This window comes from Deinococcus aquaticus (assembly GCF_028622095.1).
GTDB classification, from domain to species: Bacteria; Deinococcota; Deinococci; order Deinococcales; family Deinococcaceae; genus Deinococcus; species Deinococcus aquaticus.
This window is the reverse complement of sequence record NZ_CP115165.1, coordinates 2,360,911-2,373,046: the sequence shown is the minus strand read 5'-3', so window position 1 is coordinate 2,373,046 and position 12,136 is coordinate 2,360,911. Positions and strand designations below refer to the sequence as shown.

Sequence of the window (12,136 nt, the reverse complement as noted above, 5' to 3'; positions counted from 1 at the left end):
ACTGTACTGGTAGGGGGCTTTTTTGTGCTTCGTTGCGTTCAGTTCTTGATGTTGTATTCGGCGAAGCCGTCTTCGCGGGTTTTGGTGAGGGTGGCGCCTGCGGGGAGGTATTTCTGGGCGTTGGGGCTGCTGGTGTAGAGGAGGGTGGCGCCGGGGATGGAGGTGAGTTTCCAGTTGCCGTCGGCGGTGGGGTTGATGGTTTTCTGCTGGTTGAAGTAGCCGATGAGGGCCTGGCGGGTTTCGTCGGGGGCGGCGAGGATGATGTTCTTGCCGGTCAGGCCGGGGAAGCTGCCGCCGCCGCTGGCGCGGTAGTTGTTGGTGGCGATCACGAACTGCTGGGCGGGGTCGATGGGTTTGCCCTGGTAGGTGAGGTTCTTGATGCGGTGGGCGCTGGCGTTGGCGATTTCGCCTTTGGCGTTGTAGCGGTTGAGTTGGGTGACGTCGATTTCGTAGTTGACGCCGTCGATCACGTCGAAGTTGTAGGTGGGGAAGCTGGTGTCGACAAGGTCCTGGGGTTGGGTGTTGGCGGGGTCGATCTGTTTGAACTGGCCGGCGCTGCGTTCGAGCCATTCCTGGACCTGCGCGCCGGTGATGAGGACGGCCTGGACGGTGTTGGGGTACACGTAGAGGTCGGCGACGTTCTTGATGGCGAGCGTGCCGGCGGGGATGTCGGTGTAGTAGCTGGCTCCGGCGCGGCCGCCGGCTTTGAAGGGTGCGGCGGCGGACAGGACGGGGAGGTCCTTGTACTGGGTGCTGGCGAGGGCGGCCTTGACGTAGGCGGTCTGGGCGCTGTTGACGAGTTGCACGCTGGGGTCGTCCTGCACGAGGGCCCAGTAGGAGTTGATGGGGGCGGTCAGGTCGGCGACCTTGCCGCGCACGTAGGCGAGGGTGCCTTCGTGGGCGGTTTTGACGGCCCTGGCGATGCGGGGGTCGGGCGTGACGAGGTTTTTCTTGGCGGCGGCGTCCCAGATGGGGCGGACGAGGGCGGCGCTGTCCTTGATGGTCCACTTCTGGGTTTTGCGGTCGTAGTCGAGTTTCAGGTCGACGATGCCGAGGTCGTTACCCCAGAAGCCGGCCATGACGACGGGTTTGCCGTTGATGGTCCCTTTGGTGATGTCGGCGCCGGGGATGCTCTTGTAGACGGGTCCGGGGAACACCTGGTGGCTGTGGCCGGAGAGGACGACGTCGATACCGGCGATTTTGGTGAGTTCGGTGGCGACGTTTTCCTGGCCAGGGGTGTAGTCGGCGGTGATGCCGCTGTGGGCGATGGCGACGATGATGTCGGCGCCCTGGGCTTTCATCTGGGGGATGAATTTGCGGGCGGTTTCGACGATGTCGGCGGTGACGATCTTGCCGTCGAGGTTGCTCTTGTCCCACTGGACGATCTGGGGGGGCAGGAGGCCGATGACGCCGACGTTGATGATGTAGGGGCGGCCATTGGTGTCGTAGACGGTGTGGCGCTGGATGAGGTAGGGGTTGAAGGCGTTCGCGCCGGGTTTGCCGGTGCCGTCGTCAACGTAGGTGTTGGCGCTGACGATGGGCATGGGGGCGGCGTCGATGATCTGCTTGAGGAAGGGCAGGCCGTAGTTGAATTCGTGGTTGCCGAGGTTGGCGGCGTCGTATTTGAGGACGCTCATGGCGGCGTGCATGGGGTGCATCTGGCCGTCCTGGAGGGGCTTGATGCGGGCCACGTAGTCGCCGAGGGGGTTGCCCTGGATGAGGTCGCCGTTGTCGAACAGCAGGCTGTTGCGTTTCTCGTTGCGGGCGTTGTTGATGAGGGTGGCCGTGTATTCCAGGCCGAATTCCCCGGTGGGTTTGTCCTGGTAGTAGTCGTAACCGAGGGCGCTGGTGTGCAGGTCCGTGGTTTCGAGGATGCGGAGGTCGACGGTCTGGGCGCCGGCTGCGCCGAGCAGCAGGGCCGTCATCAGGGAGATGTTTTTAAGCACGCCGTCAAGAATAGCGAAAAGAGTCAGGGGTGTATCTGCCGACCACGGGTGATAGGCCGGTGGGTGGTGCTATACGGATGCCGTCTGTTCCGTTGACAACCCGCCAATGTACCGGGTTGCCAACTCCACGCCTGGAGGGGCGTTTCTCTCCTGCTCGCTCTGCGCCCCAGCTCTACGAGTCCGCTCCGGTTGAAAGCCTTTGCAAACCTTTCAACCGGAGTGCGTATTACAGGCTGGCGGCCAGGGTGGTGAACAGGGCGGGCGGGGTGGGGTGAGCCGCGCCGTCGTGCCATGCGAAGCGCAGGTCGCGCAGGGGGCCGTCTTCTGCGACGCCCATGCCGCCGGGGAACAGCGGAGTGTAGTCGGGCGGGGTGGTGACAGGGACCGCGCCGGGCAGGTCGAGGGCAGTGCGGACCTCGCGTTCATGGCCGAAGTGCACGACGTGCGTGCCGTCCGGGGCAGCCCAGGTGAAGCGGGCGGCGGTGGGGGCCAGCGGGCCGGGGTGGACGATGTGCCCGGTGCTCAGGCCGGGGCGCAGGCGCAGCGTGACCTCCAGCGCCTCGCCCAGGAGGCCGAAGCTGCCCACGAACGGGCGGGTCAGGTCGTAGCCCTGCACGTTTTTCACGGTGCGGCCGCCCGCGCGGATCACGCGGCCGCTGGGGGCGCGGAAGGTGACGCCCAGAATGTCGGACGCGAACGGGAAGGTCTGCCCGAAGCCGCCGCGCGTGATCAGGTCGCCGACCGTGCCGGGCAGGTTCACGCGCGGGAACGGCGGGTACAGGCCGGCGGGCAGCGTGGCGAATACTTCCGGGAGGGTGGTGTCGCCGCTGACGGTGATGGTCTGATCGCCGGGGGACAGGTCAAGGATGGTCATGGGCGGCCTCCGGCGGAGTGAATGGTTGATGGTTGAAAGGAGATGGACGAACGGCCGCGCTGGTTCCATTGACCATCACCCATCAACCGTCCACTCCTTCCGCAGGAAGGATCTTGCCGGGGTTCAGGGCGAGGTGCGGGTCGAGGGCGCGTTTGACGTTCCACAGGGCCTTCAGGGTGCCGGGGTCGACGGCGTCGGTCATGAAGTCGCGTTTCATGGAGCCGATGCCGTGCTCGCCGCTCAGGACGCCGCCGTGCCGCAGGGCGACGAGGGCGATCTCGTGCGCGAGGTCGTGCACGGCGTGAGTGTCTTCCTTGCGGGGGTCGAACAGGATGTTCGGGTGCAGGTTGCCGTCTCCGATGTGCCCGAACTGCACGAGCCGGAAGGGGCTGGCGTCGCCGAGCGCGCGGATCTCGCGGACCACGTCCGGGAGGGCCGAGCGGGGCACGACGATGTCCTCGTTCATGCGTTGCGGGCGGATGCGGCCCAGCGCGGGGCTGACGCTGCGCCGCGCGCGCCACAGGGCGGCCCCCTCGGCGTCGGTGGCGGCGCGGCGCACGGTGCCCCCGGCGCGTTCGCAGGCGTCGGCCACGAGTTGCAGTTCGTCCTGCACGGTGTCCAGGTCGTCTCCGTCGGTGTCGACCAGGAGCACGGCCTCGGCGCCTCTGGGCAGGCCGAGGTTCAGGTAGTCCTCGACGGCGTTCGTGCAGGCGCGGTCCATGAATTCCAGTTTGCTGGGCACGGCCCCGGCGGCGATGGCGGCGCTGACGGCCTCGGCACAGGCACCGACCTCGGGGAAGTGCGCCATCAGGGTGCGGGTGTGCGTGGCGGGCGGGATCAGGCGCAGGGTGGCTTCGGTAATCAGGCCCAGGGTGCCCTCGGAGCCGATCAGCAGTCCGGCGAGGTCGAAGGCGTCGCGGGTGACGTGGTGCAGCTCGCCGTCTGCGTCCACGAAGCTCAGGGCGCGGACGTAATCGCCGGTCACGCCGTACTTGAAGCACATGGGGCCGCCCGCGTTCTCCGCGAGGTTCCCGCCGATGGTGCTCGTGCGGAAACTGGCGGGGTCCGGCGGGTAGATCAGGCCGTGCGGTCTGGCGGCGTCGCTGACAGCCAGGGTGATCACGCCCGCCTGCGCCTGCGCCTCACGCCGATCAGGGTGGATGGTCAGGCGGGTCATGCGCGTGAAAGAGATCACCAGTCCGGGTTCCGTGGGGGCCGCGCCGCCCGACAGGCCGCTGGCCGCGCCGCGCCCCACGATGGGCACGCCCGCCGCGCGCGCTGCCCGCACGGCCGCCACCACGTCCTCGGTACTTTCGGGCAGCACGACGGCCAGCGGCGTGGCACCGAACTGAATGGCGTCATAGCGGTAGTTCAGGCGTTCGGACAGGTTCGACAGGACCTTGCGCGGCCCCAGCAGGCGCGTGAGGTCGGCGGCCAGGGCATTGTGCGCCCCCCCCGCCGAGGCAGGCTTGCGAGCACGGGAATTAGTGGTCAGCGCGAGTTTCTCCATGCTCACGAGCCCACCCCTCCATCAACCATCAACCATCCCCTATCCCCTTTCACAGTTCCCCCCGGTACGCCAGATCGAGAATCTCGATGGTGTGCATGACGGGCGCGCGGTCGCCCTGGCGGCGCACGTGGCTCTGGATCTGGGTGTGGCAGCCGATGTTGCCGCTGGCGATCAGGTCGGGGTGCGTGGAGAGGATGTTCTTTGCCTTGCGCTCGCCGAGTTGCGTGGCGAGTTCGGGTTGTTCGAGGTTGTACGTGCCGGCCGAGCCGCAGCACAGGTCACCCTCGGGGATTTCGAGGACGGTGACGCCGGGGATGGCGCGCAGCAGGTCGCGCGGCTGGGCGCGGACGCCCTGCGCGTGGGCGAGGTGGCAGGCGTCGTGGTACGCGACCTTCAGGGGGCGGCTGGCGGGCAGGGTGGGTTCCAGCGTGCCGTCGGCCAGCAGGCCGCCCAGGTACTCGCTGATGTCCATGACCTTCGCGGCGAAGGCCTGCGCGCGGGCCTCGTCGCTCTCGCCGTGCAGGACCATCGGGTACTCCTTGAGGCCGGCGCCGCACCCGGCGGCGTTCGAGAGGATCGCATCGAAGTCGTCCGGGTTGAAGGCGTTCAGGTTGGCGCGCACCAGCTTCAGCGCCTCGTCCCGCGCGCCGGTGTGCAGCGCGGCGGCGCCGCAGCAGCCCTGCCCGTCGGGAATGACGACCTCGATGCCGTTGCGGCTCAGGACACGCAGGGTCGCGGCGTTGAAGTTGGGCGTCAGGGCCTGCTGGGCGCAGCCGACCAGGAACGCCACCCGTCCCCGCCGCACGCCGCGCGCGGGCGTGAAGTCGGCGCTGGGCTGCATGGCGGGCACATGTTCGGGCAGCAGGTCCAGCGGGCTGCGCAGCGCGGCGGGCAGCACCGGCGCCAGCGGCTTGGCGAACTGGCCCAGGCGGGCCGCCACGCTGAACACCTTCGGGGCGGGCAGGATCTTCAGGATCGCGGCCCGCTTGGCCCGGTCAAACGGACTGCGCTGGCGCTGCGGCTCACTCCAACCCCGGAACGCCGTGATCAGTTCGCCGTATGGCACGCCGCTGGGGCAGGCGGTCACGCAGGCCTGACAGCCCAGGCAACGGTCCAGGTGCGGCGCGGCGTCCATCAGGGGCAGGCCGCCCTCCAGCACCTCCTTCATCAGGACGATCCGGCCGCGCGGACTGTCCATCTCGTCGCCCAGCAGCGCGTAGGTGGGGCAGGCGGGCAGGCAGAAGCCGCAGTGAACGCAGGCGTCGACCGCGTGCGCCATGACCTCGCCCTGACCGCCGAGGGTCTGCACGGGAATGTCGTTGTTCAAGCGTGGAACCTCATGCGGTACAGGATAGGCGCGGCTGGGCGGGAGGATTGGGCGCGCGGGCGCTGTGGGCTAGGGGGGTGCCGGTTCGTGATGGTGGGCAGGGTTGCGCGGCGCGTGCAGGCGCAGACTGCCGGGCATGAGTGTTTCCTCTCCCCTGCCGCTGTCCGTGCTCGACCTTGTTCCCGTGCCGCTGGGGTCCAGCGCGGCCGAGTCGGTGGAGGCGGCGCTGGCGTACGCGAAGGCCGCCGAGGACGCCGGGTTCGAGCGGTACTGGGTGGCCGAGCATCACAACATGGGCGCACTCGCTTCCAGCGTGCCGCTCGCGGTGCTGGCGGCGGCGTCGCAGCGCACCAGCCGCATCCGCCTGGGCTCGGGCGGCGTGATGCTGCCCAATCACGCGCCGCTGAGCGTGGCGGAAGGCTACCGGCTGCTGTCGGCCCTCGCGCCGGACCGGGTGGACCTGGGCCTGGGGCGCGCGCCGGGCACGGACGGCCGCACGGCCCGCGCACTGCGCGGCGCGCAGGGCCTGATGGATGAACCGTTCGAGCGGCAACTCTCGGACCTGATCGCCTTCGGCACCGGGCAGTACCCGGCCGGGCACCCCTTCGCGGGCACCGTGGCGGCCCCGGCGGGCGAGGGGCTGTTCCCGCCGCTGTGGATTCTGAGCAGCAGCGGCTACGGCGCGCATGTGGCGGCCAAGGCCGGGGCGGGACTGGCGTTCGCGTGGCACATCAACCCGGACACGGCGCAGGCCCGCGCCGCCGCCGACGCCTATCGGGCCGCGTTCCAGCCCTCGGAATCCTTCCCGGAGCCGCGCGTGATCGTCGCCGCGAGCGTCGTCACTGCCCCCACCGCCGCCGAGGCCGAGGAACTCAGCCTGCCGCTGGGCCTGATGTTCCTGCGCCTCACGCGCGGCGAGAGCGCCCCCTACCCCACCGTCACCGAGGCAAAAGCGTACCCGTACACTCCGCAGGAACGCGTGCTGGCTGACTCCATGCGTCGCCGCGCCATCATCGGAGACCCGCAGAGTGTGGCCGCACGCCTGCACGCCCTGGCCCGCGACGCGGCCGCCGACGAGGTGATCGTCAGCCTGAACATCCCCGACGCCGCCCAGCGCCGCGACACGCTGAAACTCGTCATGGACGCCGTTCGCGCGCAGGAAACGCGGGAACTCGCACCCGCCTGACAAGCCGGGGGCAGAACAGGGTGGGTCCCGAGGAATGTCTCAGGACCCACCCTGCTGTCATATGGAGTCCGCATCAGGCCCGGCCGCCGCTCAGCTGAACTGCACCTTCTGCGGTTCCGGGAGGCGCGCGGCAATGAGGGCGCTGGGGATCAGGAGGCTCAGGGCGGCCAGCGCGGCGGTAGTGGGGCTGGTGGCGTCGGCCAGCGCGCCGACGAGGAACACGAGGAGGCCCGCGAAGCCCCAGGAGAAGCCCATCATGATCGAACTGGCGACCGCGACGTGCCCTGGCGCGTACTCCTGCGCGGTGACGACGCCGACGGGAATGCTGGCGTTCACGGCGGCCCCGACGATGAAGGTCAGGGGGTAGAACCACCAGTTCTCGGGACTGGAGAGAATCAGCGCGGCGAAGAAGGGGATGGTGGTGAGGATCGCGCCGCGCAGGATGGTCACGCGGCCCAGGCGGTCGCTGAGCCGTCCGCCGACGATGCCGCCAATGGCACTGGCGACCGAGTACACGGCGAGCGTGATGGCAACCTCGCGCGCGCCGTACCCGCGCGCCAGCAGCATGAACGGCAGCATGGCGTTGTACCCCATGCTGGCCAGTGAGCGCAGGACAGCCATGGCCCACAGCCACACCAGCGGCCCCCGGAAGATGCCGGCGTAGTCGCGCATGGGGATGCGCTTCGCCTTCTGCACGCCGCTGGGGGTGACGGCGAAGGTGATGGCGGCGACGACCACGCCGATCAGCGCGAACCACGGCAGGTGAGTGAGGCCCACCCCGGCGAAGACCGGGCCGAGGGCCATGCCGGCGGTGCCGCCCGCGCTGAACAGGCTGGCCCACAGGCCGCGTTTGTCGGGGGGGCTGTGCTGCGCGACGTACGCGGCACCGGCCGGGTGGAAGAAGCCGCTGCCGAGTCCGGCGACCGCGACGAGCAGAATCAGCGCGCCGAACCAGGGGATGAAGCCCATGAGGGTCAGGCCGACGCCGGTCATCAGGGGGCCGAGCGCGGCGGCGTAGCGGCGGTCGAGGCGTTCGCCGATGATGCCCAGCAGGGGTTGCAGGACACTGCTGGTCAGCGAGTACACGCTGGTGAGCAGGGTGACGGCAGCGATGCTTACCCCGTACTTGCTCTGAAGGGCGGGGGTCAGGGGGGTGAGCATGGCGCTGTAGGCGTCGTTGATGAAGTGCCCGGCGGTGACGGCCACGGCGATGGCGGCGGCGTTCCGGGCCGCAACGGTGGTAGCGGTGCCGGGTGCGCGGCCACTGGTGGGGTCGGCCGGACGGGTGGGTGGTGCGGGGACGGGGGCCGACATGTTCTGCACGGTACTCCGCCCGGCCGCTGCGGGTGGCAGGCCGGTTCCCCACAGCGGCCGGGATGTCCGGCCTGACCGGCCATGATGCGGATTCCGTGTGGCCGGGAGGGTGCGGTGGGTCAACGGTTGATGAAGCTCTGGCGGTCACCTGTGACAGTGCTGCAAGGGACGCAGCATTACTCTGCGGGTATGACTGAAGTGTTCCGCGCCGCCATTGCCCGTGCGCTTCCCAGCCCGGAGCGGGTGCGGGAGTCCCTGTTACGCCTGAGCGACCGGGACGTGCAGGACGCTGCGGATTACTTCAGCGCGGTCCTGCCGGATTTCGACGTGGCGCTGGTCCTGCCGGGCGCAGCCCCCCTGGCTGTCGCCGTGGCCGACCTGCGGGGCGCGTTCGTGGTGCAAGCCGAGCGGCAACCGTCCGGTCACATGCACCTCACGGCACCTGACTGGCCGCAGATCAGCGATGAACTGCGGGATCAGGCGCGGCCCGCCCGCGCGGTGCTGTTCACGCCCCAGTTGCAGAGCGGCCTGAGTGAACTGGAAGTCATGCTGGCGGCCACCCATCAGGGCTGGACCATGCGGGCCGTCGCGGCGGGCGTGGCCCACACCAACGACGCGGGACGCGTGCGCATGGAATTGCAGGGCCTTCCGGTCGTGACGCCGGTCCTGCTGGCCGACACGCCCACCGGACTGGTGTTCGAGCGGCGTTTCCCTCAGACCGCCTGAGCGCAGGACCGTCAGCCCAGGCTCAGGCCAGTGCGGGCCATCTTACGGCTGTTCCTGCTGCCCGGCCCGGTAGTGCGCGAGGGCGCGTTCCTCGGCGGGAATGCGGATGCCTAGCAGCAGCGCGGCGTTCAGCAGCGTGAAGGCCAGCGCGGTGCGCCACGCGCCCACCGCGAGCGGCGCGGCGGCAAGTTCCAGCGCCACCACCGCGTAGTTCGGGTGGCGCAGGAAGCGGAACGGGCCGCCCGTGACGCGCTGCCCGCCGGGCACGATCAGGATGCGGGTGTTCCAGTAGCGGCCCAGCGTGCGGATCACCCAGTAGCGCAGCGGCTGGGCCAGCAGGAACAGCAGCAGCGCCGGGACGTTCACGCGCCCGCCCCCTGCGCGGCCTTCCAGGAACGTGAACACCATCCAGGCGGGGTGCAGCACGAAGAACAGCGGGTAGTGTTCCTGGCCGTACTCTGCGGCGCCCTGCTCGCGCGCCCAGCGTTCGTTGCGGCGCGCGACCCGCAGTTCCAGCAGGCGCTGTGCGGTCAGGAAGGCCAGCAGCCAGCCGGCCAGCGGGCGGGCCTTCACGCCTGCTCCAGCAGGGTGTCGGCGGCCTCGTCGGCACTCAGTTCTCCACGGGCCACGCGGGCGTACAGGTCGCCGCTGCGCTCGCGGGCCAGTCTCAGCAGCCGCTCCTGCACCAGGGACCGGACCTCGAATTCCGCGCGGGCCTCGCGGCGGGCCAGCAGGCCGCTCTCGCCCAGGTGCGCGCGGTGCGCCTCGACGGCGTCGATCAGGGCGTCCAGGCCGTCGGCCTTCGAGGCGATGGTCTGCCGGATGGGGGCCATCCAGGTGTGCTCGTCGTGCGCGCCGAGGCCCTGCGCGGCCATCAGTTCCCGGACGGTCCGGGCGGCGCCGGGCAGGTCGGCCTTGTTCACGGCGATCACGTCTGCGATCTCCATGATCCCGGCCTTGAAGGCCTGCACGCCGTCCCCGCCGGCCGGCGTGAGGACCAGCAGGGTGTGGTCGCAGGCGGCGGCGACGTCCACCTCGGACTGCCCGACGCCCACGGTTTCCAGGATCACCCAGTCGAAGCCCGCGCCTTCCAGCAGGGACAGCACAGACATGGTCCGCGCGGACAGGCCGCCCAGCGCGCCCCGGCTGGCGAGCGAGCGCACGAACACGCCCGCGTCGGCGTGGTGGCGCAGCATGCGGATGCGGTCCCCGAGGATCGCGCCGCCGCTGTACGGGCTGCTGGGGTCCACGGCCAGCACCGCGACCCGCTGCCCACGCGCGCGGAGTGTGGCGATCAGGGCGTCGGTCAGGGTGCTCTTGCCGCTGCCGGGGCTGCCGGTCACGCCCAGCACCACGGCCCGCCCCCCCTGACGGGCGGTGCGTTCACGGGCGGCGCGCAGCAGGGGCCGCGCGCCCGGCAGGCCCGCCTCGGCCAGCGTGACGGCGCGAGCCAGGGCGCGCAGGTCCCCGGCGCGGTAGCGGGCGAGCAGGTCGGTGGGCGGCGGGCTTCCGGCCGGGGGCAGCGGGGCGGTCACGGCCTGCCCCGGCCGGAACGGGTGGATGGAAGGGAAGGCATGTGCCCCCCAGGCTAGCGCATGGGCGCGCAGCGGGGTTCAGCCGCGCAGGACGCGGATCACGTCAGCGGCGTGGTAGGCGGTGGGCAGGTCCCGCAGGTCGTTCAGGCGGTCGCCGCTGGTCAGCAGGGGCGGCTCGGTGTGCCCGCCGCGCTGCACCTGCGGGTACCCGGCGTCGGCCATCAGGGCGTTGCACAGGCATTTGCGTCCGGTCGTGTCGGCGGCCTGTCCGCCCTTGGCGGCGTACGCGGCGACGGGCTCGCTGGGGCAGCGCCAGCCCACGCGGCCCTGGGGGGTGCGGTACGCCTCGCGCAGGTACCCGATGTCGCACACCCGCTGCCGCGCCGCGTACGCCCCGGCCTGCGAGAGCGTGCCGGGCAGGTTCACGACCTTGAACGGGAACCCGGTGGGCGAGGCCAGCGGGTCCGTGAACACCTCCAGCGTGCCGGTGTGGGCGCGGGCCTGCACTTCGGCTTTCAGGTCGGCGCACAGGCCGGACTCGGCGGCGAAGGCGAACAGGGTGCCCACCTGAATGCCCGCCGCGCCCGCTGCCAGCGCCCGCGCCAGGGCGTCCGGGGTGCCGTGACTGCCGGCCAGCCAGAACGGCAGGCCCAGGGCGCGCAGGGCTTGCAGGTCCGCCCCGTCCCGCTCGCCGTACACCGGCTGACCACTGCTATCCAGGGTCAGGGGGCCGCGCGGCGGGGCGTTGTGCCCCCCGGCCGTCGGCCCCTCGACCACGAAGCCTTCCACGCCCCCACTGGCCTTGCGGGCCAGGACGCCCGCCAGCACGTGCGACGCCACCACCGGATAGAACTTCGGGCGGGTCAGGGCGACGCCCGCTCCGCCGTACGCGGCCGGGTCCAGGGTCAAAGGCACGGGGTCGCCGCCGCGCACGTCGAGATTCAGGGTGGCGGGCTGCCCGGCGGCCAGGGCGTCCAGCACGCGCGGAATGTCACGCGGAATGCCAGCGCCCATGATCACGGTGTCCACCCCGGCCAGCATCGCCCCGAACAGGCACGGCAGGGTGTGCAGCTGCAACTTGGTCAGCAGGTTCAGGCCGACCGGGTTCGCGTGCCCCTGACGGGCCAGGAACACCTCGGTAAACGCGCCCAGCACCGACAGTTCCCAGGCGTCGCGATGCCGTTCGGCGGTGGGCAGCGGCACGCGGGCGTAGGGCTGCCCCGGCGCGCGGCCCGCCGGGAGGAAGAAGCGCTGCACGGTGCGCGCCGCGAGGGCCGCGTCCGGAAAGTGACTCAGGGCCGCGCGGACGTGCCCGTCCGGATCGCCGTCCTGAAGGCGGCGCAGCAGCACGGTGTCGATGCCGGTGCCGGACACGACGCCCAGTTCGCCGGTCATGGATACGGCCCGTGCCAGCCGCCAGTCTGAGACGGCCACGCCCATGCCGCCCTGAATGATGCGCGGCAGTGCCGGAGCCGGGCCCGGGACAGGCAGCAGTGAGTCGGGCCGCAGCAGGGTAAGGGGCAGGCTGGGGGGCGTGAGGGGAGCGGGGTGCGTCATGGCTTCACCTGCCGCCGCTGGGAGCGGGCCGCGCCGGACGGTCCGGGCGCGGCGCAGAGGAAGCGGCGGTCCTGCCCCGAGTGTCCGCCCAGCGGTGGGTGGGGGCGCGCTCCTGCGGACGGGGTGCATCTTTGCACCGCATCCCGACCCCTGCCCCGCCC

General features: G+C 70.8%; 10 protein-coding genes. 2 read left to right on the top strand and 8 right to left on the bottom strand.

Annotated features, from left to right (window positions below; all coding sequences use genetic code 11):
- Nucleotides 1-38: 38 nt before the first annotated feature.
- The 4 genes from cpdB to glcF all read right to left on the bottom strand — a co-directional run bounded on the left by cpdB (nucleotide 39) and on the right by glcF (nucleotide 5,657).
- Nucleotides 39-1,925, bottom strand: coding sequence for a 2',3'-cyclic-nucleotide 2'-phosphodiesterase (gene cpdB / locus M8445_RS11560; RefSeq protein ID WP_273990895.1), 1,887 nt, complete (start codon nucleotides 1,923-1,925; stop codon nucleotides 39-41).
- A gap of 247 nt (nucleotides 1,926-2,172) precedes the next feature.
- Nucleotides 2,173-2,820 (bottom strand): FAD-binding oxidoreductase, encoded by a 648-nt coding sequence (locus M8445_RS11555; protein ID WP_273987907.1) that lies wholly within the window; start codon nucleotides 2,818-2,820, stop codon nucleotides 2,173-2,175.
- An 82-nt stretch (nucleotides 2,821-2,902) separates the two neighbouring features.
- Complete coding sequence (locus tag M8445_RS11550) at nucleotides 2,903-4,330, bottom strand: FAD-binding oxidoreductase (RefSeq protein ID WP_420704091.1); 1,428 nt, start codon at nucleotides 4,328-4,330, stop codon at nucleotides 2,903-2,905.
- A gap of 49 nt (nucleotides 4,331-4,379) precedes the next feature.
- Nucleotides 4,380-5,657, bottom strand: coding sequence for a glycolate oxidase subunit GlcF (glcF, locus tag M8445_RS11545; protein ID WP_273987905.1), 1,278 nt, complete (start codon nucleotides 5,655-5,657; stop codon nucleotides 4,380-4,382).
- A 136-nt stretch (nucleotides 5,658-5,793) separates the two neighbouring features.
- Here glcF and M8445_RS11540 point away from each other — a divergent pair, with 136 nt between their 5' ends.
- Nucleotides 5,794-6,843, top strand: a complete 1,050-nt coding sequence (locus M8445_RS11540; RefSeq protein ID WP_273987904.1) for an LLM class flavin-dependent oxidoreductase — start codon at nucleotides 5,794-5,796, stop codon at nucleotides 6,841-6,843.
- A 90-nt stretch (nucleotides 6,844-6,933) separates the two neighbouring features.
- Here M8445_RS11540 and M8445_RS11535 read toward each other — a convergent pair whose 3' ends face one another.
- Nucleotides 6,934-8,157 (bottom strand): MFS transporter, encoded by a 1,224-nt coding sequence (locus M8445_RS11535; protein ID WP_273987903.1) that lies wholly within the window; start codon nucleotides 8,155-8,157, stop codon nucleotides 6,934-6,936.
- 189 nt (nucleotides 8,158-8,346) lie between these two features.
- On the opposite strand from M8445_RS11535, the gene M8445_RS11530 reads away from it, so the two are divergent.
- A complete protein-coding gene (locus tag M8445_RS11530) occupies nucleotides 8,347-8,883 on the top strand; it encodes a hypothetical protein (protein ID WP_273987902.1) in 537 nt (178 codons plus the stop codon).
- A 42-nt stretch (nucleotides 8,884-8,925) separates the two neighbouring features.
- On the opposite strand, the gene M8445_RS11525 is transcribed toward M8445_RS11530, so the two are convergent.
- From M8445_RS11525 to M8445_RS11515, 3 genes are all read right to left on the bottom strand, one after another.
- Nucleotides 8,926-9,456, bottom strand: a complete 531-nt coding sequence (locus tag M8445_RS11525; RefSeq protein WP_273987901.1) for an isoprenylcysteine carboxyl methyltransferase family protein — start codon at nucleotides 9,454-9,456, stop codon at nucleotides 8,926-8,928.
- The gene (meaB, locus tag M8445_RS11520; protein ID WP_273987900.1) at nucleotides 9,453-10,418 is read right to left on the bottom strand and encodes a methylmalonyl Co-A mutase-associated GTPase MeaB; all 966 of its coding nucleotides are present in this window, start codon (nucleotides 10,416-10,418) and stop codon (nucleotides 9,453-9,455) included. The genes M8445_RS11525 and meaB overlap by 4 nt, the downstream gene beginning before the upstream one ends.
- Nucleotides 10,419-10,496: 78 nt before the next feature.
- Entirely contained in the window at nucleotides 10,497-11,975 is a 1,479-nt protein-coding gene (locus M8445_RS11515; protein WP_273987899.1) for a beta/alpha barrel domain-containing protein, read from the bottom strand.
- Between the last annotated feature and the right edge of the window lie 161 nt (nucleotides 11,976-12,136).